This window comes from Fulvimarina uroteuthidis (assembly GCF_034321785.1).
GTDB lineage: Bacteria > Pseudomonadota > Alphaproteobacteria > Rhizobiales > Rhizobiaceae > Fulvimarina > Fulvimarina uroteuthidis.
The window spans coordinates 991,012-1,012,395 of sequence record NZ_JAXLPB010000002.1; the positions used below are offsets into that span (position 1 = coordinate 991,012).

Annotated in this window: 23 protein-coding genes; 8 read left to right on the forward strand and 15 right to left on the reverse strand. The window is 66.2% G+C overall.

The window, feature by feature from the left end; genetic code table 11:
* Positions 1 to 93: 93 nt before the first annotated feature.
* Entirely contained in the window at positions 94 to 444 is a 351-nt protein-coding gene (locus U0C82_RS09400) for a MarR family winged helix-turn-helix transcriptional regulator (RefSeq protein WP_322186897.1), read from the reverse strand.
* On the opposite strand from U0C82_RS09400, the gene U0C82_RS09405 reads away from it, so the two are divergent.
* Positions 418 to 636, forward strand: a complete 219-nt coding sequence (locus tag U0C82_RS09405; RefSeq protein ID WP_322186901.1) for a hypothetical protein — start codon at positions 418 to 420, stop codon at positions 634 to 636. The genes U0C82_RS09400 and U0C82_RS09405 overlap by 27 nt on opposite strands.
* Positions 637 to 805: 169 nt before the next feature.
* Positions 806 to 2,836 carry a M3 family metallopeptidase gene (locus U0C82_RS09410; RefSeq protein WP_322186801.1) on the forward strand — a complete coding sequence of 677 codons (2,031 nt, stop codon included), beginning with the start codon at positions 806 to 808 and terminating at the stop codon, positions 2,834 to 2,836.
* Positions 2,837 to 2,875: 39 nt separating this feature from the next.
* Here U0C82_RS09410 and U0C82_RS09415 read toward each other — a convergent pair whose 3' ends face one another.
* Together U0C82_RS09415 and U0C82_RS09420 are read right to left on the reverse strand one after the other, a co-directional pair.
* Positions 2,876 to 3,742, reverse strand: a complete 867-nt coding sequence (locus tag U0C82_RS09415) for an MBL fold metallo-hydrolase (protein ID WP_322186802.1) — start codon at positions 3,740 to 3,742, stop codon at positions 2,876 to 2,878.
* Between the two features lie 197 nt (positions 3,743 to 3,939).
* Positions 3,940 to 4,446, reverse strand: a complete 507-nt coding sequence (locus U0C82_RS09420; protein ID WP_322186803.1) for a GFA family protein — start codon at positions 4,444 to 4,446, stop codon at positions 3,940 to 3,942.
* Positions 4,447 to 4,588: 142 nt separating this feature from the next.
* Between U0C82_RS09420 and U0C82_RS09425 the strand changes: the two genes are divergently transcribed.
* A complete protein-coding gene (locus U0C82_RS09425; protein WP_322186804.1) occupies positions 4,589 to 5,338 on the forward strand; it encodes a YebC/PmpR family DNA-binding transcriptional regulator in 750 nt (249 codons plus the stop codon).
* A 25-nt stretch (positions 5,339 to 5,363) separates the two neighbouring features.
* On the opposite strand, the gene U0C82_RS09430 is transcribed toward U0C82_RS09425, so the two are convergent.
* Positions 5,364 to 5,966, reverse strand: coding sequence for a Uma2 family endonuclease (locus tag U0C82_RS09430; protein WP_322186805.1), 603 nt, complete (start codon positions 5,964 to 5,966; stop codon positions 5,364 to 5,366).
* A 191-nt stretch (positions 5,967 to 6,157) separates the two neighbouring features.
* Between U0C82_RS09430 and U0C82_RS09435 the strand changes: the two genes are divergently transcribed.
* The gene (locus tag U0C82_RS09435; protein ID WP_416186644.1) at positions 6,158 to 6,700 is read left to right on the forward strand and encodes a cell wall hydrolase; all 543 of its coding nucleotides are present in this window, start codon (positions 6,158 to 6,160) and stop codon (positions 6,698 to 6,700) included.
* 151 nt (positions 6,701 to 6,851) lie between these two features.
* Here the strand turns inward: U0C82_RS09435 and U0C82_RS09440 are convergent, their stop codons facing one another.
* Both U0C82_RS09440 and U0C82_RS09445 read right to left on the reverse strand, forming a co-directional pair.
* Complete coding sequence (locus tag U0C82_RS09440) at positions 6,852 to 7,187, reverse strand: response regulator (RefSeq protein WP_322186806.1); 336 nt, start codon at positions 7,185 to 7,187, stop codon at positions 6,852 to 6,854.
* Between the two features lie 137 nt (positions 7,188 to 7,324).
* Positions 7,325 to 7,666: a hypothetical protein gene (locus U0C82_RS09445; RefSeq protein ID WP_322186807.1), complete on the reverse strand. Its 342-nt coding sequence runs from the start codon at positions 7,664 to 7,666 to the stop codon at positions 7,325 to 7,327.
* Positions 7,667 to 7,846: 180 nt separating this feature from the next.
* On the opposite strand from U0C82_RS09445, the gene U0C82_RS09450 reads away from it, so the two are divergent.
* Positions 7,847 to 8,344 (forward strand): hypothetical protein, encoded by a 498-nt coding sequence (locus U0C82_RS09450; RefSeq protein ID WP_322186808.1) that lies wholly within the window; start codon positions 7,847 to 7,849, stop codon positions 8,342 to 8,344.
* 74 nt (positions 8,345 to 8,418) lie between these two features.
* Here U0C82_RS09450 and U0C82_RS09455 read toward each other — a convergent pair whose 3' ends face one another.
* The 5 genes from U0C82_RS09455 to U0C82_RS09475 form a co-directional block, all read right to left on the reverse strand.
* Complete coding sequence (locus U0C82_RS09455; protein WP_322186809.1) at positions 8,419 to 8,730, reverse strand: polyhydroxyalkanoic acid system family protein; 312 nt, start codon at positions 8,728 to 8,730, stop codon at positions 8,419 to 8,421.
* 149 nt (positions 8,731 to 8,879) lie between these two features.
* The gene (locus U0C82_RS09460; protein ID WP_322186810.1) at positions 8,880 to 10,280 is read right to left on the reverse strand and encodes a DEAD/DEAH box helicase; all 1,401 of its coding nucleotides are present in this window, start codon (positions 10,278 to 10,280) and stop codon (positions 8,880 to 8,882) included.
* A 252-nt stretch (positions 10,281 to 10,532) separates the two neighbouring features.
* Positions 10,533 to 11,696, reverse strand: coding sequence for a D-alanyl-D-alanine carboxypeptidase family protein (locus U0C82_RS09465; protein ID WP_322186811.1), 1,164 nt, complete (start codon positions 11,694 to 11,696; stop codon positions 10,533 to 10,535).
* Positions 11,697 to 11,895: 199 nt separating this feature from the next.
* On the reverse strand, positions 11,896 to 12,990 hold the full coding sequence (locus U0C82_RS09470) for a TraB/GumN family protein (protein WP_322186812.1): 1,095 nt from the start codon (positions 12,988 to 12,990) through the stop codon (positions 11,896 to 11,898).
* A gap of 70 nt (positions 12,991 to 13,060) precedes the next feature.
* Positions 13,061 to 14,029, reverse strand: coding sequence for a tyrosine recombinase XerC (locus U0C82_RS09475; RefSeq protein ID WP_322186813.1), 969 nt, complete (start codon positions 14,027 to 14,029; stop codon positions 13,061 to 13,063).
* Positions 14,030 to 14,247: 218 nt separating this feature from the next.
* Here U0C82_RS09475 and U0C82_RS09480 point away from each other — a divergent pair, with 218 nt between their 5' ends.
* Together U0C82_RS09480 and U0C82_RS09485 are read left to right on the forward strand one after the other, a co-directional pair.
* Positions 14,248 to 14,682, forward strand: coding sequence for an OsmC family protein (locus tag U0C82_RS09480; protein WP_322186814.1), 435 nt, complete (start codon positions 14,248 to 14,250; stop codon positions 14,680 to 14,682).
* Between the two features lie 216 nt (positions 14,683 to 14,898).
* Positions 14,899 to 15,669, forward strand: a complete 771-nt coding sequence (locus U0C82_RS09485) for an L-iditol 2-dehydrogenase (RefSeq protein ID WP_322186815.1) — start codon at positions 14,899 to 14,901, stop codon at positions 15,667 to 15,669.
* A gap of 43 nt (positions 15,670 to 15,712) precedes the next feature.
* On the opposite strand, the gene U0C82_RS09490 is transcribed toward U0C82_RS09485, so the two are convergent.
* Positions 15,713 to 17,440, reverse strand: coding sequence for a sulfatase-like hydrolase/transferase (locus U0C82_RS09490; protein ID WP_322186816.1), 1,728 nt, complete (start codon positions 17,438 to 17,440; stop codon positions 15,713 to 15,715).
* 26 nt (positions 17,441 to 17,466) lie between these two features.
* Here U0C82_RS09490 and U0C82_RS09495 point away from each other — a divergent pair, with 26 nt between their 5' ends.
* The gene (locus tag U0C82_RS09495; RefSeq protein ID WP_322186817.1) at positions 17,467 to 18,549 is read left to right on the forward strand and encodes a lysylphosphatidylglycerol synthase transmembrane domain-containing protein; all 1,083 of its coding nucleotides are present in this window, start codon (positions 17,467 to 17,469) and stop codon (positions 18,547 to 18,549) included.
* Here U0C82_RS09495 and U0C82_RS09500 read toward each other — a convergent pair.
* From U0C82_RS09500 to ribA, 3 genes are read right to left on the reverse strand one after another with little or no spacing between them, the layout of a single operon-like run.
* Positions 18,540 to 19,322, reverse strand: a complete 783-nt coding sequence (locus U0C82_RS09500; RefSeq protein WP_322186818.1) for an FkbM family methyltransferase — start codon at positions 19,320 to 19,322, stop codon at positions 18,540 to 18,542. The two genes, U0C82_RS09495 and U0C82_RS09500, sit on opposite strands and share 10 nt — an antisense overlap.
* Complete coding sequence (locus U0C82_RS09505) at positions 19,319 to 20,131, reverse strand: CDP-alcohol phosphatidyltransferase family protein (protein WP_322186819.1); 813 nt, start codon at positions 20,129 to 20,131, stop codon at positions 19,319 to 19,321. Before U0C82_RS09505 ends, U0C82_RS09500 begins: the two co-directional genes overlap by 4 nt.
* On the reverse strand, positions 20,128 to 21,228 hold the full coding sequence (ribA, locus tag U0C82_RS09510; protein ID WP_322186820.1) for a GTP cyclohydrolase II RibA: 1,101 nt from the start codon (positions 21,226 to 21,228) through the stop codon (positions 20,128 to 20,130). Before ribA ends, U0C82_RS09505 begins: the two co-directional genes overlap by 4 nt.
* Between the last annotated feature and the right edge of the window lie 156 nt (positions 21,229 to 21,384).

The window sequence follows — 21,384 nt, forward strand, 5'->3', positions numbered from 1 at the left end:
GACCCGTGTCCGGCCGACAAAGCTCCCGGCACGTCCCCCGCCCGGCACGCGAACGCGAAGGGGCGCGCGAGGCGTCGGGCAGGGCGCATCGGGTCAGGCGATGGGGACCGAAACGCCTGCGTCTTCCAGTTCGGGCTCCACCGGCTCGCCCGTCATGTTCGAGCGCACATGGCTGAGAAGCCGCTCGATCTCGGCGCATTCCTGCTTCGACAGGCCGCGGGTGACCCGTGCGTAGACCTCCAGCGCGACGGGGCGGGCATTGGCGAACACGGTGGCGGCTTTGGCCGTGGTGTTGATCACCTTGGCGCGGCGGTCGTGCGGATCGGGCGTACGCTTGACCAGCCCGCGATTCTCCAGCCTGTCGAGATAGGCGGACAAGGTCATGGGTTCGACACCCATGCGCTCGGCGAGAACGGCTTGACGGCTTCCTTCGTGGCGAGCCACATGGGAAAGGGCGCGGATTTCACCTTGAGTCAGTTCAAGTCCCGCGTCGAGAACGGCTTTTTCGAACTGTTGGCGAAACAGCCGGGCAACGTCGGTCAAGAGAAATCCAAGCGCATTGCCGGATTGGGGGTTGGGCATCAAAAACTCGGTCAACTATGGTTACGCGGCAAGGCGCCGCCGGAAATTCAATAACACTTGACATAGCAATCGCTGCTTATGAAGTGAAGCCCGTTTCCAACGTTCAGGTTGAATTTGTCGCTTTGCGCCGCAAGACGGTCTGTTTCAACACGAGGAACTGACCGGCGCGGATCGCACGCGCCACATCCATCGCGACCCGCTCAACGAACAGGAAGGAAGAATAATGTCGGACCAATCGACGCTCGGGCAGGTTCTGGGCATGACCGGAACGCTCGATGCCAAGGTCTTCGAAACCCGTTTCGATGAAGCGATCGCCGCCCATCGCAAGGAGATCGACGCGATCGCCGCGTCGCAGCAAGAGCCTGATTTTCAAAACGTCATCGAGGCGCTGGAGCGATCCGGCGAACCGCTGTCGCATCTGTCCCGCAGCTTCGCCGTCGTCGCCGCGACGGTGACGACCGACGAGATCCAGGCGCTCGAGCGCACGCTCTACCCGCGCCTGTCGCGCCACGTCTCCTCGATCTCGCTGAACGCCGAACTCTTCGAGAAGGTCCGGGCGGTTGCTGTGGATAAGGTCGGGCTGGCGCGATTGTCGGCGCAAGAACGGCGCCTGACGGCCCGGACCCATGAGCGCATGGTGCGCGCCGGCGCGCGTCTCGGCCAGGACGCGCGCGGCCGGCTGGCGGATATCGAGCAGCGCCTGTCCGAGCTCTTCACCGCGTTCGGCCAGAACATCCTCGCCGACGAGAGCGGCTGGACGCTCGGTCTGGCGGACGGGGATCTCGCCGGCTTGCCGGACTGGCTGGTGGCCTCGCTGCAGAGCGCGGCGGAAGAGCGCGGCAGAAAGGGCGCGGTCCTCACCCTCTCGCGCTCGCTCCTCGTTCCCTTCCTGGAAAACAGCGACCGTGCCGATCTGCGCGCCACCGCCTTCGAGGCCTGGACCCGGCGCGGCGAGCGGGACGGGCCGCACGACAACCGGCCGGTGATGGCCGAGATCCTGGCGCTGCGCGCCGAAAAGGCGCAGCTGCTCGGCTATGCCAATTATGCGGCCTTCAAGCTCGACGACCAGATGGCGAAGACCCCGGACAAGGTGCGCGACCTGTTGATGCGGGTCTGGGGCCCAGCGCGGGCACGGGCCGAACAGGATGCCCTGGCCCTCGGCAGGATCGCCCGGGCCGAAGGCGCGAACGCGCCCATCGCTCCGTCCGACTGGCGCTATTACGCGCAGAAGCGCCGGCGCGCCGAACTCGATTTCGAGGAATCGGAGCTGAAGCCCTACTTCTCGCTCGACCGGATGATCGAGGCGAGCTTCGATGTGGCCAACCGTCTGTTCGGCCTCACCTTCGAGCCGGTCGAGACCGTCTCGGCCTGGCACGGGGACGTGCGGGCATGGCGGGTCCTGAAGGCCGACGGCACCGAACAGGGTTATTTTCTCGGCGATTATTTCGCCCGCGCGACCAAACGCTCCGGGGCCTGGATGAGCGTCCTGCGGCCGCAGCACCGGATGGATGGCGGCCAGACGCCGATCATCTACAATGTGTGCAACTTCTCCAAGCCCAGAGCGGGGCAGCCGGCGCTCCTGTCCATGAGCGATGCGACGACGCTCTTCCACGAGTTCGGCCATGCCTTGCACGGGCTTTTGTCCGACGTGCGGTTCCCGAGCCTTTCGGGAACCTCCGTCGCGCGCGATTTCGTCGAGCTGCCCTCGCAGCTGTTCGAGCACTGGCTGAGCGTGCCCGCGATCCTTCAAAAGCATGCCCGGCACGTTGAGACCGGCGAGCCGATCCCGCTGGCGCTGACCGAAAAGCTACGTTCGGCTCGCATCATCGACGCCGGCTTCGACACGGTGGAATACACCGCCTCCGCCATCGTCGATCTCGATCTGCACGAAACGAACGATCCCGATCCAAGGCCTCTTGAAACGGAGCGCGAAACCCTTCGCAAGCTCGGCATGCCGGAGGCCATCGTCATGCGCCACCGCACGCCGCACTTTGCCCATGTCTTCTCCGGCGAGGGCTATTCGGCGGGCTACTACAGCTATCTCTGGTCCGAAGTGCTGGATTCGGACGCGTTCGAGGCCTTCGCCGAGAGCGGCGATCCGTTCCATGCCGAGACCGCCGCACGGCTGCTGCGCCATGTCTATTCGGCCGGCGACAGCGAGGATCCGGCGGTTCTCTACGCACGGTTCCGCGGCCGCGAGCCCGATCCGGCCGCGCTGATGCGCAAGCGGGGCTTTGCCGGCGAGGCGGCCTGAGGCGTCCCGCCGGGGGCGCGAAACCGGGAACCCGAAGGCTCAGACGCCTTCGAGCACGATCACCGTCGGCTGGCGGGGCAGGGTGGCGGGCGAAACCGTGATCGCGCGGCTTGCCGGGCGCTCCACCGCGAACCCCGGCATGCGATCGAGAAAGCGCTCGATCGGACCGCGGAACCGGTGCATGGGCAGGACGATCGAGGACCGCAGCCGGTCCGCGATCTCCCCCATGCTGCTCTGGCTCATGGTCATCCCGCCGTCGACCGGCACCATCAGGATGTCGAGGCGGCCGATCGCGGCATAATCGTCTTCGGTCAGCATGTGATGCAGATGGCCGAGATGGCCGATGCACAGGCCGCCGGTCTCGACGATGAAGATCGAATTGCCGTCCGGCTCCATGCCGCCATAGGAGCGGATGTCGGTCGGCACGTTGCGGACATAGACATCGCCATCGACCACCCGGTGCCGGGCGGGGCCGCCTTCGGGGTTCCAGCCGGGCAGGACGCTGGCGATGGCCGGATCGGGGTTCAAGGTGTAATGGCTGCCATGGGCCTTGTTCATGGTGACGATATCGGGGAGGAACTCGCCCGAATAGCCCGCATAATCGGTCGCGACGGTCACGCCGTCCGGGCTTTCGATCACGAAGGTCGAATGGGTGACGTAGGTGATGGTCGTCTCCCGGTCGCGCGAGCGATCCTGGAAGAGCCCGCGGCTCTCACCGTCGGCTTGCGCGAAGGTGGCGTTCGGCATCAGGCTCGCGATCGCCCGGCACTGGCTCGGCGGCTCGTCCATTTCGCTTGCGGACGGCGCCGCGTCCTGCGCGAAGGCAGGCGGCAGGACAAGAAGCGAGGCGGCCCCGCCCGCCAGGACGATCGCGATGCGCAGGGTCGTGCGCAGGGTGTCGTGCATGTCATCCCCTCTGCGGCAAGTCGTTCGGACATGGGGAACGCAACGCGGACGCAAGGACCGTCGGCGCTGCCCCAACGAGACGTCCTGGAAAGCTTACCCGATCGAAATCGACACGCGACTCATCTTTGCGTTATTTCCGAGCGCCGGGACGTTTGGGCGCAGGTGCGATCCGGGCCGGGAAAAGGGGAGCGGCGGGATCAAGAAGTCTGCGTTCTTCCGGCCTCCAGCATGGCGCGCCAGCGGGCCTTGATGGCCTCGGCCTTGTCTTCGGGCTGTTGCGGGTAGGCAAGTTCGTCCTCGCCTATCACCACATAGGCCTGTTTCGACGAGACCCAGATATGGCCGGCAGGGATCAGCCAGGCCGTATCGTCGAGGGTTCCGGCCTTGATGTTGAGGCGGCCCGGATCGTCCTTCGATCGATGCTGGATGCGCACGCCGCACTCCGGGCAGAAGTCGCCGTACCGGGTCGCGCCGCTGTCCGACGTGCGCGAGATCGTCTTCATCTCGCCGGTCACCGTGACCGTCGCCGGATCGACGCGCAGGCTCATGCCGAAGGCGCTCGACGTGTGGCGCTGGCATTCGGTGCAATGGCACAGATAAAAGGCCTGGGGCACGCCGCCGATCGCGTAGCGCACCTTGCCGCAGGAGCAGCCCCCGGTCAGCGGCAGGTCGGGCAGGGTCACGGGCCGGATGGTGTCGCTCATGGCGTGCTCGCTTTCGGTTCGTCCGAGGTCGAATGGGCCCGGCACGGGTTCGATCGATGAAGCGCGGCGACGTTCTGGACGTTTCCGGCAGGATTTTTTATATGACAGTCAGCTTCAGACATTCCAGCACGACGGGGTCCCGATGGCCGGCCATTCACAGTTCAAGAACATCATGCATCGCAAGGGCCGGCAGGACGCCGTGCGCTCCAAGATGTTCTCAAAGCTCGGACGCGAGATCACGGTCGCGGCCAAGTCCGGCCTGCCCGATCCGGAAATGAACCCGCGCCTGCGCCTGGCGGTGAACAACGCCAAGGCCCAGTCCATGCCGAAGGACAATATCGAGCGGGCCATCAAGAAGGCGGCCGGCGGCGATTCGGAGAATTACGAGGAGGTTCGCTACGAGGGCTACGGCCCGGGCGGCGTCGCCGTCATCGTCGAGGCGCTGACCGACAACCGGAACCGCACCGCGTCCAACGTGCGGTCCTATTTCACCAAGTCCGGCGGCTCCATGGGCGAAACCGGATCGGTCGGCTTCATGTTCGACCATGTCGGCGAGATCGTCTATCCGGCCGCCGTCGGCGAGCCCGACGCCATTCTCGAAGCTGCGATCGAGGCCGGCGCCGACGACGTGATCTCCGACGAGGAGAGCCACACGATCATCACCGCGTTCGAGGATATCGGCGAGGTGTCGAGCGCCCTCGAAGCCTCGCTCGGCCAGGCGCGCAGCGTGAAGGCTATCTGGCGCCCGAACATCGGCGCGCCGGTGGACGAGGACAAGGCCCAGAGCGTGATGCGCCTGATCGACAATCTCGACGACGACGACGACGTGCAGAACGTCTACGCGAACTACGAGGTCGACGACGAGACGATGGCGAAGCTCTCTGCGGCTTGAGGCGCGGGACTGACGCCCGGAAATATCAGTCGGCCGAGCCTTCGAGGGAAGAGTCCGTGACGCCGGTATCCTCGTAGATTTCCGCCAGTGTCAGATCGCAACCGATTTCCGGAAGCGCGATCGAGGCCGCCAGCGTCTCGACGATCTCGGACGCCCAGCCGGTTTCGCCGCGCCGCCAGACGATGACTTCTGCGGTTTGGGATGCGACGAGAAGAACGACCCGGATGGAGTCGTTGGTCTTGTACTCCTCCACCTTGCGGAAGCGGTCGAACGCCATTGTCGACGGCGACAGCACTTCGACGAGAACCCGAGGCTCCTCTGTCTGCATCGTTGTGTCTGAGTCGCGCTTGCAATCGACCACGATATCCGGCCTGCGCACATTGCCGTTGGGATTGACGACGGTCATATCGGCCGTGTGCGGTCGACATGATCGGCCGCGAAGGCGATTGGACAGCTGCGTCAGAACATTCACCGTGATGGTATCGTGACGGCGTGACGCGCCCGTCATTGCCTTGGGCGCAAGCCTCGGCAAGCCATCGACAAGCTCGTAATTCCTGTCCTGTTTCAACTGCCATTCGAAAAATTCGTCCGGCGTCATTCGCCCCGTGGTCTCGAAGACTTCGCCCATCTGGCGCTCCTCTTTTGTGGGAAGACTTTACCGCGAATCACCAAGCGCTGCCAATCCTGGGGCTGCGGGGCAAGGGCGCGCTCGCCACATGCGGCTGTGCCCTGGCGTTGCGGTTAACCATTTCCTTCAACGGATGATTCATCGGCGCGTGTGATCTTGAGGGAATGTTCATTTTCTCGAGGAACGCCCGCATGCGCGTCCCACTCAAAGCCGTCGCCGCCCTCTCGACCCTCCTCGCCCTCTCGGGGTGCGCCTCCTTCAGGCCGCACATGAGCGAACGCGAGTGCCTTGCCCGTGCGATGTATTTCGAATCCAACCGGACGAGCGAGGAGGGGATGGTCGCGGTCGGCACGGTGGTGATGAACCGCGTCGAATCCCCCAAGTTTCCGAACACGGTGTGCGGCGTCGTTGGCGCCAAGAACCAGTTCGCGCCGGGGGTCCTGTCCAAGCGCATGGAAAAAGGGCGCGATCTCGCCTTTGCGACCGCCGACAAAGTGCTCGGCGGCACCCGCCACGGCTGGGTCGGCGAGCGCGCCATGTTCTTCCACACCGCCGGCTACAGCTTTCCCTACGACAACATGCACTATGTGGCGATCCTCGGCGGCAACTCGTTCTACGAAAAGCGCCGCGATGCGTGGATGACGCAGGACATGGTGGCCGCGCGCCAGAAGGAAGCACTGAACCGGTCGAAGGACGGCTTCTTCAGCTTCCTCGATCCGCTCGATCTGTTCTGACGAGGCGCTTTTTTGAAGACCAGACGGCACGGTCCCGGACCCTGCCGCTGAACCGGCCCGCGCAATTTGCAGACGGAAAACCCCGCACGGCCTCCTGACGAGGCGATGCGGGGTTTTCTGAACGGTTCGTTCGTCCGGCGGATCCGCCGGATCAGGGAAGAACGGCCTCGAGCTGCGAGAGTTCGAACGGCTTGGTGACATGCGGCACGTTCTGGAAATGCGGCGGCAGCGGGTCGATCGCGCTCGACACGAAGCAGAACGGAACCTTGTCGCGCGCCAGGCGCTGGGCGATCGCCAGAGACGTCTCGCCACGACCTTTCAACCGAACGTCGAGGAGCGCGAAGTCGAACGCACCGCGCTTCAAATGGGCCTCGGCCTCGGCGACCGAATCCGCAAGGCAGACGTCCGCGTCGCATCGGTCGCGAACCGTGTCCTCGAGATCGATCGCGATGATCGGCTCGTCTTCAAGAATTAAAATTCTCATCATGCACGTATCCCTTCGTTAGGGATGCAATGCCTGAGCGGCCGACAGGTTGCCTCGGCAAGCGCTGATCGCGATCAAACTCCTGTTATCTTCGGTTGAAAATTTGAAACCATGGTCCCGGAGTGGCGGCGGGCCCGCGCTCAGCCAAGCGCGTAATAGCGCCCGCCGAGCCGGGCCTTGTCGGTCTTGCCGATCGCCTCCGCGCTTCCGGTGAACCGGAGCCCGATCTCGTCGCGAACCCGCCACACGATGGAGGCCGGGCGCAGGGTGTCGTCGGCTTCGTCGAAGACGAGCAGCGTGGCGGGGAGCGCTTTCTCGCCGAACCAGCGGATGCGCACGCCACCCTCGGACAGGTCGATCGCCGAACCGTCGACGAGAAACCGCTTGCCGCGTGAGATGAGCTTGACCGGCCGCAGCCGCGTGCGGCGCCTGTCATGGATGCGCTGTTCGTCTGCGGGGCGGGTGGGGGAGGGTACGGTCATGGGGCCGATTTTATCGGCGACATGGTAAATCAACCGTAAATTTCTGATCGTGACGGCCGAACGAGGCTTGTGCGAACCATTCCTTAAAGCACCCCGTGCCAATCTCCCGATCTGAAGGACGAAGCCCGCCCGGCGGGCCGCGTGTCCCTTTGCTGCGGTCGCGTTTCGTGAGGGTGGGCCATGAGTTCAACGAACTACCAAGCGTCTCAATTCGTCGGCAGGAGCCGCGCGGGTTCGGGCGGCGAGGACAGCCAGTCCGACCGGCTCGTGGGCTTCTTGACCGTCGGCGTCCTGACCCTGTCCGTCAGCTTCTTCTCGGTGGTGACCACGATCTCCTATCTCGACCGCGACTTCTTCGAGAGAATGCTGATCGACGATATCAACACCGTCAAGATCGACCCGATCATGGTCGGGTCGACGGCGAAGGCTCCCGAAACGATCGCGGTGGAACCGATGCCCGCCCCGCGCATCGTCCGGGGCCGCGAACTCGCCCCCGCCGACTACTCGATCGTCATGGTGTTCGGGGACGAGGCCCATCTCGCCTCTCCCGGCGAACTCTGGCGGGTCAAGGAGGGCATGATCCTGCCCGGTCTCGGCAGGATCCTCTCCGTCGAGGAAGACGCGAACGGCGGCACCATCAAGACCGAGCATGCCGTGCTGACGGGCATGCCGCGCTGAGGCCTGGCCGACCCTTCGCGCCTGCATGAAAACCGAGGCCCCGATGCGCCAGGCGCCGGCAACGCCTTCGTTTCCTACTTCTTCTCGAGCAGAACCTGGCCTTCCTTCTTCAGGCGGCCGCGCAGCTTGTCGGCGATCGAGGCGAGGATCATCGGCAGGTCGACCTCGACATGCACCTGCTCGTCCTGAATATCGAGGCGGCCCGTCACCGACTGGCCCATGACGCGCGCCTTGAAGTCGAGATGGTCGCCGGTCCAGTTGTCCTCGAACTTCACCATTCCGCCGAGCATGTCCTGGCGCAGCTTCGCGAAACCTTCGTCGATGCGCTGGCGTGCCGCCGCCCGTCCCAACTTGTGCGGGATGTCGACCTTGATCGTCTCGGCCATGTGTCTCTCCATCTGATGCGTTCCGACCCATATGGAGACCGCACGACCCAATCGCAATCGAGGGATGGGCCTTGCGCGGCCACCCCAAACGGAAAAGCCGGGCGCTTGGCCCGGCTTTCCTGCGAAATCGCGATGGGACGCGCCGGTCTCTAGCCGTTCGCGGTCGCCCGCTCGCCGCCCCTGGTGCTGCGTCGGCGTCCGCCGGACGGACGGTTGGCCGAGCGCTTCGCGCCGTCGCCGCCATTGCCGCCGCCATTGGCATTGGCCGAGCGGGGCTTCTTCGGGCCGCGCTGGCCGTTTCCGGCGCCGGCGCCGGCATCCGTCTTCGGCCGCGAGCGACCGGTGCGGGCCGGCTGGCCTCGATGGCCGCGGCGCGGACCGTCTTCGGAATCGCGTCCGCCCGTCGAAGGTGGTGCGACATAGTCCGTCGGCTGCGGCGTCAGGTCGATGCCGGTCAGCTTCATGATGGTCTTCAGCTTGGCACGCTCGCTCGGATCGACGAGCGCGATCGCCTCGCCGGAGCGTCCGGCACGGGCGGTCCGGCCGATGCGGTGAACGTAGCTCTCCGGCTCCTCCGGAAGGTCGAAATTGATCACATGGCTGATATCGTCGACATGGATGCCGCGTGCCACGATGTCGGTTGCCACGAGCACGTCGATCTCGCCGTCCTGGAACGCGCCGAGCGCCTTCTGGCGGGCCGACTGGCTCTTGTTGCCATGGATCGCCAACGACTGGATGCCGGCCTTTTCGAGGTCGGTCGTCAAACGGTTCGCGCCGTGCTTGGTGCGCGTGAAGACGACGATGCGGCTCGTCTCATGGGTGTTGATGAAGTCGATGAGCCAGAGCTTCTTCGCCTTCTGGGGGACGGCGAAGACGCTCTGCGCGATCTTTTCCACCGTCACGACTTCCGGCGTGACCGAGACCTTCTGCGGATTGGTCAGGATCTTCTTCGACAGATCCTCGATCGGCTTGGGCATGGTGGCCGAGAACAGCATCGACTGGCGCTCTTTCGGGCACTGGCCGACGATCTTCATGACGTCGCGCACGAAGCCCATGTCGAGCATGCGGTCGGCTTCGTCGAGCACCAGGAAATGGGTCTCGCGAAGGTCGATCGAACGCTGGTTCATCAGGTCGAGGAGACGGCCGGGCGTCGCGATGAGGACATCGACGCCACGTGCGAGGGTCTGGATCTGCGGACGGATCGAAACACCGCCGAAAATGGTGGCGTGGGAGATCGGCGTTCCCTTGGTGAGGTCCGCGATCGTCTCGCCGATCTGCACCGCGAGCTCGCGGGTCGGCGAGAGAATGAGGGCGCGTGCCGTGCGGGTCGTCGGCTTGCCGCCGTTCTGCATCAGCTGATGCAGCACGGGAAGCGCGAACGCGGCGGTCTTGCCGGTGCCGGTCTGCGCAACGCCGAGGACGTCGCGTCCGTTGACGGCATGCGGGATCGCCTGGGCCTGGATCGGCGTGGGCGTTACGAGTTCGAGACGCGACAAAGCGCGCATCAGCGGTTCGGCCAGGCCGAACGCGTCAAAAGTGGTGGAGGTCAATCAAAATGCCTTGGAATGATGCGGCCGCATGCAAAGGGCCGCGATAAGCCCGGTCCGCCTTCGCGCAGAGAAGGGAAACGGAGGGCCGTGCCGAAAGTCCGGAACCGATCTATCACGAAAAGTAACGGTGGTCTTCCGAGGCGCGAGCCGGTGATCGAGGGACGAGAGGTCCAAGGTCCGGCGGGCGCTGCGCTTTCACGGCGCGATGAGCCTCATATCGTCGATCGCGGTCATAAGGTCAAGCCCTCCGGTTCACTCGGCCGCGTCCGTCTTCCAGCTCAGATGGCCCGCAATGGTGTTGGCGATGCGCGAGAAGAAGCCCGAGCGTTCGATGCCGGTCGCCGCGAGCAGGGGAATTTCGCGGATCGTCTCCTCGCCGCGCTTGATCTGCAGCCAGCCGAGCCGCTGGCCCTTCGCCACCGGTGCCTCGACCGGACCGTTGTCGCGAACCACCCGCCTTGCATCCGACAGGCTGCCGGTCGGAACGAGCAGCGAGACGCGTTCGGCGGTCTGTAGGGCGACACTGTCCATCTCCCCGCCGCGAACTGGGACCTCGCCGACGGTCTCGCCCTCGCTCGCCAGCGTCACTTCCTCGAAATCCTGCAGTCCGAACTCCATCATCCTGCGCGCTTCCTCGGCGCGCTCGCCCGATGATTCCATCCGCGACAGGGCGAAGACGATGCGGCGATCGGCCTCCTTGGCGGAGGCGACGAGCCCGTAGCCGGCCGCCTGCGTGTGTCCGGTCTTCAGGCCGTCGGCACCGAATTGCAGCACCGGGTTCCGGTTCTTCTGGGTGATGCCGTTGAAGGTGAACGCTTCCTGCGAGAAGATCGCGTAATCGTCCGGATATTCGCGGATCAGGTGCTCGGCGAGCGTGACGAGATCGCGCGTCGTCACCCGGCTGTCCGGATCGGGCAGGCCGGACGAATTGCCGAACCGCGAATGGGTGAGACCGATTTCCGCGGCCTTGGCGTTCATCGCCTGCGAAAACGCCTCGACCGAGCCGGAGATGCCTTCCGCGATCACGATGGTCGCGTCGTTGCCCGACTGGATGATGATGCCCTTGATGAGATCGTCGACGCTGACGCTGGACCCGAGCGGCAGGAACATGGTCGAGCCGCCGGAGGCGGCCCCGCCGGTCCGCCAGGCGTTTTCCGAGACCTCGAAGGTCTGGTCCCTTGTGATCGTGCCCTTCTTCAGTTCGTTGAAGACCACCGCGATGGTCATCAGCTTGGCGAGCGAAGCCGGCTCGATCTCGAGATCGGCGTTCTTTTCGAAGAGGACGTCGCCGGTGGTGAAATCCTTCATGAAGGCGGTCGGCGCGCTCGTCTCGAAGGCGTGGGCGAACCGCGCGCCGCAGATTGCGAGGGCGATTGCGAGAAGCGTGGCGACGATCGGGCGCTCGAAAACGGTCATGATGGCAGCCTTTGTCGATCCAGCCGGATGATGTGTCGGGCGGCCCGACGCGATCTCGACGCGCCCGGTCCATGGCGCCGCGCGAAGGGCGGGCCGAACCGAATGTAAAATGTTTCCCCGGCTTTGCGAAGGGCGGGCGGCGCGAGGCCGGTCGTTTTGCTCGGGCAAAGGGCCGCGAAAGGCTCTCGCGCCAATGGCGTCAGGCGCCGCGCTCTTGCCTCGTCACCGTCCATCCGCGTTCGCGCAGGCCGCTGACGATCCCGGTCTTGCCGATGAGATGAAGCGCGCCGACGCCGATAAAGCTGTTGCCGTCTTCGAGCATCGGAATCATCCGCTCGGTCATGAGCTCGTTGCGCTTGTCGATGATCTCCTTTTCGAAGGCCGCGAAGGCCTCGCTGCCTCCCACGACAGCCTCGGCATCCGGGAAAAGCGCCTGCAGCGTCGGCATCAGGGCGGCGATCTCCTCGTCTTCGTAGATCCGCACCATCGTCTCCATCATGTCGTTGACGTCGCCGAGATAGCCCATGGTCGCGACAAGCTGCTCGATCTGCGTGTCGAGCGGCATGGATGCGAGAGCGGACAGCTGCTCGTCGACGGTTTCCAGACCCAGCACCGCGCGGCCGTTCTCGATCGTTCGCTTGGCGAGGATCGAATCGAGCGCTGCGGCCGGGTCGTCCTCGCCGAGCGCCGGGCAGCTCGGCGTGGCAAGGCTCATGGAGATGAACCAGGGCTGCATCCTGTTCATGGCCAGGATCGGAATGCCCTTGGTCGCAAGGCCATCGGCGACGGTCCTGTACTGCGCGTCGTCGAGGATCGTCTCCAACGTCTTCTCGTCCGGCAGCATCATGATGTCGGGCATGGTGAACATCGCGGCGGCCATGGCCGCGGGGTCGGCGATCTCGGAAAGCTCCAGAACGGTGCGGTCGGCCGCCTCGAGCGCCGCGGCGACATGCGGCCTCAGCCGCGTCACGCGCGGGTCGGGCAGGTGGATCGTGCCCAGAAGGTAGGAGGGCGCGACGCCCGCCTTCTCGATCTTCCAGAACAGGCCTTCGCCCGCCGGTATCGTCGCGGCGGTCCCGGCGATCGATCGTCTCTGGTCCTCGGACAGCGTGGTGCGAAGGTCGGTGCCGCAATCGGCCAGGGTGCCGGTTTCGGGCGTGCTCTCCTGTGCGCCCGCGGGCCCGAGAAGCGCGCCGGCGAACAGCAGCGTCAGGATGATCAGCGGCACGGCGAGCGCCAGGGTCAGGAGCCGGTCCGCGAAGGCCTCGGCCTTCTTCATGGTCGTGTCGTTCATGCCGTGAATGTCCCGTTCTCGCCCGTCATGCCGAGCCCGCTGCGTCTCCCGATATCTGCATGGCAAAGGTTTAAGGCTTTGTATCGATGGCCGGCTTGCGCCGGGCGCGCGGATGGGCGCCGTCGTAGATCGACAGGAGGCGCGCCGAATCGATCGCGGTATAGGCCTGCGTCGTCGACAGGCTCGCATGGCCGAGAAGGTCCTGGATCGTGCGCAGATCGCCGCCCGCCGCCAGGAGATGGGTCGCGAAGGAATGGCGCAGGGCGTGCGGCGTCGCCGACGGCGGCAGGCCCAGGGCACCGCGCAGACGGGCCATGTTGCGCTGGACGATCTGCGGCCTCAGCGGTCCGCCCCGGGCTCCGCGAAACAATGTTTCATGCGCCGAGAGGTCGAACGGGCAGAGCGCACGATACCGCCCGACCGCCTCGTGGACCGCCGGAATCAGCGGCACGAGACGTACCTTGCCGCCCTTGCCCGTGATCGGCATCGAACGCTCCGCCGGATCGGCGAGGGCGTTGCCGCGGAGGGCCAGGGCTTCGGAGATGCGCAGCCCGCAACCGTAGAGAAGGGTCAGCACCGCGACGTCCCGCGCCCCGATCCAGGCCTCGGTCGAAAACGCGTCGGCTTCCTCCGTCACGTCGAGCGCGCCGGCGATGGTGAGGGGCCGGGGAAGCGATTTCGTCTGCCTGGGCGCGCGCATGGCCTTCGCTCCGGCGGAGGACGCAAGACCCTTCCGCTCCAGATGACGCAGGAACGAGCGGATCCCCGAAAGCCCGCGCCCGAGGCTCTTCGCACCCGCCCCGTCCCGGCGGCGCGAAGCCAGGAAGGCGCGCAGCTCCATCGGCTTCAGGTCCGCGAAATCGGCCAGTTGCGAGGGCCGGGCGTGATAGGTGGTGAGAAAGGTCATGAACTGGCGCAGATCGCGCTCATAGGCCTCGACGGTCTCCTCGCTCGCCTGCCGCTCGGCGCGCAGGGCGCCGAGCCAGGCGGCGATCTCGCCCATCAGGGCCGTGTTCGCAAAGATCAGGACGTTCGACATGAAACCTCGCGGAGGCGACGCGAATGGGGGGTCTGGCGGGCCCGTGCGGGCGGATCGGATGTCGGCCGCGGGGACGGCGTCGAAGGTCTTCCTACCACGAACAGATGAAGACCGGGTTTTCGCCACATCGCCGGAACTTATTCACACGTGAACGATTGACGCAACATCAGTCCGCCGATGGCGAGGAAGCCGCGCGGACCCGCAACCAGGAGAGAGACATGAAACGTCATTCGACCGCCATCTGGAAGGGCGCACTCGCCGACGGCACCGGCCACATCACCACCCAGTCGGGCGCGTTGGCCGATCATGGCTATTCCTTCAAGGCCCGCTTCGAGGACGAGAGCGGCAAGTCCGGCACCAATCCCGAAGAGCTGGTCGCCGCCGCCCATGCCGGCTGCTTCGCCATGCAGCTGTCGCACATGCTGGCCGAGAACGGCACGCCCGCCGACGAGCTCGACGCCCGATCGGTCGTCGACGTGCAGCAGGTCGAGGGCGGCTTCGCCATCAAGACCAGCGCCATCACGCTGAAGGGCAAGGTGCCCGGCATCGACGAGGCGACGTTCAGGGAGATCGCGACCAAGGCGAAAGAGACCTGCCCGGTCTCCAAGGCCCTTGCCGGCGTCGAGATCACCCTCGACGCGGCGCTCGCCTGATCCGCGCCATCGCAGCCTGACGGCGAAAGGTCCTGCGCCGACCGGCGCGGGTCCTTTTTTGCTATAACCGGAATGACCGCCGGCTAGTCCGCAGCAAGGCCGGGCCGGTGCCCGAAGCCGAAACGCACCGAATTTTCAAGGACGAACCCCTTGGCAGGGTCCTGCCGGGGCGCGCATGATCGAAACGTGTGAGACGTACGGGTCTGGGAGATCTTCATGAAACTCGACGGCAAGGTCGCGGTCGTGACCGGCGGCGCGCAGGGGATCGGCGCGGCCATGGTGCGGGCCTATGTCGATGAAGGCGCGACGGTGATGATCGCCGACGTCTCGATGGACAGGGCCGAGGCGCTCGCGGGCGAGCTCGGCGAGAGGGCGAGCGCGGTGCGCCTCGACGTTCGGGACCGGGCCTCGATCGATGCGATGGTGTCCGAGGCGGTCGCGCGCCACGGCGGCATCGACATTCTGGTCAACAATGCCGCGATTTTCGACATGGGCCCGTTCCTGGAAATCACCGAGGAAAGCTACGATCGCCAGTTCGCGGTCAACGTCAAGGGGACGCTGTTCACGCTGCAGGCTGTCGCCCGGCACATGGTCGAGACCGGCCGGCGCGGCAAGATCATCAACATGGCGAGCCAGGCAGGCCGGCGCGGCGAGGCGCTCGTCGGCGTCTACTGCGCCTCGAAGGCCGCCGTCATCTCGCTCACCCAGTCCGCCGGCCTGGCGCTGGCCAAGCAGGGCATCAACGTCAACGCAATCGCGCCCGGCGTCGTCGACACGCCCATGTGGGACGAGGTCGATATGCTCTTCGCTCGCTATGAAAATCTCGAAAAGGGCGAGAAGAAGCGCCAGGTCGGGATCGACGTGCCGCTCGGGCGGATGGGCGTGCCGGACGATTATCGCGGTATCGCCGTGTTCCTCGCCTCGCGCGATTCCGATTACGTCACCGCCCAGACCTACAATGTCGACGGCGGCAACTGGATGAGCTGAACGTCATCGGTCGGCCGGACCTTTGCACGGTCGGGCGCGATTTTTAGCCGTTCCCGCCCGCCGCCGGCTCGCCCGTGCGGACGAGGCCGGGCCGAATGCCCGGCTCGCCGTCGCTCTCCGCCCCGCTCATGGCGTTGACGAAGCGCTCGCGGAAATCCCACATCGCCATCGTGTCCGACGTCTCGTCCGGTGTCATGGCGGCGACGAGGTCCATGCCATCGAGCCGTTCCAGAAGCGCCCGATCGTTGGCGATGATGTGAAACGGCACGTCGCGCGGCGCGCCGTCGCCGGTCAGGAGCCGGGATGGCTGGTGGTCGCCGAGGACGACGAACACGGCGTCCTCGCCGAATTTCGCGATGAAGTCGCCGATCGTTTCGAGCGCGTAGTCGATCGAGCGGATGTAATGGTCGCGGATACGGTCGGGCTCGGCCCAGACGACCGATGGCGGATCGCCGGCCAGCGCCTGCGCGTCGAAGATGCGCCCGTCGCCGACATCGTCCCAGGGCACCAGTCTCGGGATCGGCGTCCAGGGGGCATGGCTCGAGATCAGCGCGGCCTCCACCATCACCGGGCCGCTTGCCGCGTCCGCCGCGCGTTTCGCCGCCGCGAGCGTGAACTGGTCCGGCATCGTCACCCAGTTGAACGGCAGGCCCTCGTAGCCGAGCGTGTTCGCCACGTAGAGTTCGTCATAGCCGTAATAGCCGCCTTCGGGCCATTCCATCGAAATTGCGGGCATGATGCCGATGGTGTGCCATCCGGCCTCGCGAAACAGGGTGTTGAGGCTCTTGCGCCGGCTTGCGATCATGCGGTCGTATCGGCTCTGGTCGGTCGTCGGCAGGCCGGCGAGCAGGGCGCCGTGGGCAAGCCAGCTCTGGCCGCCGACCGTGGGGGAGGTCATCCAGCCCGATCGCGCCGCAAGGCCGGCCTTTCTGAGATCGGCCTCGATGGCGGAAAGACGCGGCGCGATCAGCGCGCGATAGGTCTCGTCGGCCAGCACGGTGCGCCCGTAGGATTCCACGAAGAGGACGTAGACGTCCCGGCCTTTCAGCGCGTCGAGCAGGGTCCCCTCGTCGAGATCGGACAGCGGGTCGCCCTCCAGCGCCTTTTCGAAAGCGGCGAGATCGATCGCCGAACGTCGCATCAGCGCGACACGGGTCGTGAGGTAGGTGCTCGCGGTGGGGGCAAGGATCGCCGCACGGGCGCTCTCGCCGGGCGAAAGACGCGCAAACAGGACGCCGATCGCTGCGAGGGCGACGACCAGACCGCAGGCGGCCATGCGCTTGGCGCGCGCCATCCGGCGGGCCCCGGCGAGGCAATAGCCGAGCAGCAGGACGGTGGCGGACCAGGCGAGAATCGCGGCCGCGATGACGGCCGCCGCCTCCGTTCGGCCGATCGTGCCGGTCAGGAGGTTCCAGCCATCCTTGATGATGATGAGATCGAGCAGCGGATTGAACGGCCGGCCGAACGCGGTGAAGGTGCCGAGATCGGCAAGCTTCAGGAACAGGATGATGCCGGCAAGGCTGCAGATGACGATAAGGCTTGCCCGAAACAGCCAGCTCGAGCCGGCCGCGAGGACGACAAGGCCGATGGCGGCGAGAAGCTCGACCGGAACGGCGCCCGGCGAAAACCGTTCAAGATCGACGGGGCGTTCGGGCAGGAAGAGGATGGCGGCCAGAAGGAGGCAACCGGCGGCAAAGCGAAGACCGGCGGCGATCCCGCCATTGCGCCGCGGCGGCTCCGGATGCGCGGGATGGGAGGCGTCAGCGCTCACGCCTCCGGCCTCGCCGAAACCGCGCCGTGCCACTTGCCAAACGCCGCATCCCTGTCGATGTCGTTCACCAATGCCGGTTCGCGCTGACGCCGATCGGCCCGATGCCGGCCCTTCGGGACCGGCACATTCACGAGAGAAGACATTTCCGCTTGCGCTCCCGCCTGTTCGTCATCCTGCGCGTCTGCGCGCCCGTCCTGCTCTTTGCCGGCCTGTTCTGGGTCGTCGATCTCGGCACGGGTTTCGCGCTCCTTTTCGGAGCGGACGGGATCCCCGTCCTCGTCGCGCTCGGCCTCGTTCAGGTCCAGATCGTTCTCGCCGCCCTGCGCTGGCGCCTGACGGCTGCGAGCATCGGCCAGTCGATCGGTCTTGCCCGCGCCATCACCGAATATTACGGCGCCTCGCTCCTCAATCTCGTTCTGCCCGGCGGCGTGTCGGGCGATGTCGTCCGCGTCGCGCGCAACCGCGAGGTCGGCGTGGGGGCGAGCGCCTGGGAGCGACCGGCACAGGCCGTCGTCCTCGAGCGGGCGTCGGGGCAGATCGCGTTCGCGCTCGTCGCCGCCGCCGGCGTCGGCCTGTGGACGCTGCAACCCGGCGCGGGCGTGCCCGCCATCGCGTCCGAGGGCCTGCGCAACGTCGTTTTGGCCGGTCTCCTGATGGTCGCGGTGCTGTGCGTGCTGGCATTCGCCGCGCGTCGCTTCGCAGGCGGCTTCGTCTCGCGCTTTGCGGCCGCGATCCGTCTCGCCTTCCTGCGCCCGCGCGATGCCGCCCTGCAGCTTGTCCTGTCGCTCGCCGTCGTCGCGGCCTATCTTGCGGCCTTTGCGGCGGTCAGCCGGGCGATCGGCGCGCCGCTGGGTCTCACCGAGACCCTGCTTCTCGTCCCGCCCGTGCTTCTCACCATGGTGCTGCCGGTCTCCGTCGGCGGTTGGGGCGTGCGCGAGGTGGCCGCCGCCGCCCTGTGGCCGCTGGCCGGCTTCACGGCGACCGAGGGCGTTGCGGCGAGCGCGCTTTACGGAATCGTGGCAACCGTCGGCGCTCTTCCGGGCGTCTTTTCCTTCGATTTTCCGCTCGTTCGCCTGTTTCGCAAGCGCCAAACGTCCGATCAAGACTGAGGCTCCTCGCTTTCGGCCCGAGGCGAGGCGGCAAGAAGCCGTGCGTAGACGTCGCCCGACGAACCCGACTGGCTGGTTTCAGCAAGATAATCGCGAAAATCGGCCAGCGACATCCAGAGTTTGGTCGCAAAGCGCTGGTTTTCGCCGACGACAAGATTGAATTCGTAGGTTCCGAGCGAGGCGAGGCGATCGAGGCACCGGTCCGCGACGTCCATCGCCGCCGGGAGATATTCGAAGGAGACGAGCGGCACGGCGGTCGAAAGACCGCCGAGAATCTCCGCCTCGGCCCCTTCCACGTCGATCTTGACGAAATCCGGCAGGCCGTATTGGTCGATCAGGCTGTCCATGGTGACGACCGGAACCTCGATCTCCTCGTCCCACTCCACCATCTCGAACCCCGACGCCGAACCGATCCGGTCCGGCCAGCCGGGCACGATGCTCGACAGCGTCGGATGCCGGTTGGAAATTCGCAATGTCACCCGGCCGGCCCTGCCTCCGACGGCTTCCCGGCGGATTTCGATCGGGCGTTTCGCGGCGATGCGTTCGAGGATGGCGAAGAACGCCGGCTGCGGCTCGAAGGCGACGACGCGGGCACCGGCTTTCGCAAGCGCCAGGGACCGGTTGCCCGCATGGGCTCCGATGTCGAAGGCGAGCGCGCCGGGGCCGACGAGCTCGCGCATGAAGCGGCGCATGGCCATCACCCGCCACGGCAGCCCGTGATAGACGAGGAGCGAGCGCGCAATGCCGATCCCGGCCTTCAGCCCGCCGATCATCGTGGGTCGGCCTTCCGCTGCCCGTAGCGGGAAACCTGGCGATAGAGATCGTGTCCGAACGAGCCGAGAAGCAGAACGAGCGCGAGAAGGGCGATCCAGTTGGACAGAGGCGGCATGACCACCGGCGTCATGATGAGACAGAGCGCGGCGACCTGGAAGACGCAGATCGCCTTGCGGACATAGCTTGGGGCGAGATCGCCCGGCAGCTTCGGGAGGAGGGCGTGGAGCGCGAGATAGAGATAGCGCATCGCGCCCAGGAGAATGACGAAGATCTCCGCCTTGCCGCTGGCGAACGCCAGACAGGAGAGCGTCAGCACGAGGAAGGCGTCGACCTCCATGTCGAACCGTGCGCCGAAGTCGGAGCTCGTTCCCGTCTTGCGCGCCGCATAGCCGTCGACGCCATCCAGCGCGAGGGACAGCAGCACGATGCCCGTCAGGGCCCAAGTGAAGGCTTCGTCGCCGCCGACCCCCAATTGTTCGGCCTCGATGAGCGAGGCGGCGACGAGGGCGGTCAGTCCGGCGCGAAAGCTGGTGATCATGTTGGCGGCGCCGAACCGCTTGTGCGGATGGACGCGAAGCCCGCTCGTCGCGAGCGCCGACATGCCGAGATAGACGAAGAGGGCGACCGCGATGAAGCGCCAGTCCGAGCCGACCTGCAACGCGGCCGTGGGCGCGGCGATGCCGAGGATCAGGGCGATCACCGTGAAGACGCCGAGCGCTTCGAGAAACAGCGGGCGAATGCCGACGCGCAGCCGTCCGCGTTCGAAGCGCGCCGAGATCGCCGGGCCTTCGAGGCCGGTCTCGCTCATCGGCTGACCAGCGTGGCCGCGATGGCGGAAACGTCGAGCGTGTGGCCGGCGCGCACCGCCTTGGTCGTCAGATAGTCGCGATTGTCCTTCGTCACCTCGCCGATGACCGGCGTTCTGCGCGTCACCGATATGCCGGCCTGTTTCAGATAGGCGACCTTCGTCGGATTGTTGGTCAGAAGCTCGACGCTCGCGACCCCGAGGCATTCGAGCATGGCGACGGCCGCGCCGTAGCGCCGGGGATCGGCCCCGAAACCGAGGGCCGCATCGGCGTCGATCGTATCGAGCCCGAGGGATTGGTAGCCATAGGCCCGCATCTTCGCGCCGATGCCGGTGCCGCGTCCTTCCTGGTCGAGATAAAGGAGAATGCCGCCGCCGCGCGAGGCCATCAGGCGCAGGGACTCGCGCAACTGGTCGCCGCAATCGCATTTGAGCGAGCCGAACAGGTCGCCCGTCAGGCAGGACGAATGGATGCGCGTCGGCACGGGCCGCGAAAGGTCGGGATCGCCGACCACGATCGCCACCTGGTCGCGCTGGGAGAGGCCGCCGCGAAACACCACGAATTCCGCTTTCGGCACGTCGCGCAAGGGAACGATCGTGCGCGCCACGATCTCGAACTGCGCCTCCGCCGCCGCGGACGCCCGGATATCGTGCGGCGTGATCCGCGCGAGGCCGGCAAATGCCGTGTCGCCGGGCTCGACCGGCGTGACGACGAGCGCCGGCAGGAGGAGCGCGAGGCTCGAAAGGACGGTGAGGTCGATCAGTTCGGCGGGCGCCGGCGAGAACGCCTGCGGCTTTGCGACATCGAGCCGGTAACCGAGATCGCGGGCGCGGTTGAACGGGACGCCGTCCAGCGGCACCAGCGCGCCCGAGCGGGTCGCAAGGCCGAGGGCATCGGAACGGTCGCGAGTGAGGTAGAGGGAGTGTCGGTCCGCACTGGCAGCGGCGAACCGAACATAGTCCCGCTCGCCGACGGCATCGAGCGCGATGGCGGCGAAGGACCGATCCGAGGCAAGCACGACCGGACGTCCATAGCGCAGTTCCGCCACCGCGATCTCGCACGTACGGCGCACAATATCCTGCTGATCGAGGAAAGCCATGGGGCTGCTATCCCCGGTCGCACTGGTCTTCTGCATCAAGGCGATCCGGTCTTTGTTAAACTGTCACAGTTACGTGCGAAGCTAGGGTTTGGGTGCGTCATTGGCAATTTGCGGCGATGCGACAATTCTACCCGCCGCGCGACGCCCGCCCGCTTT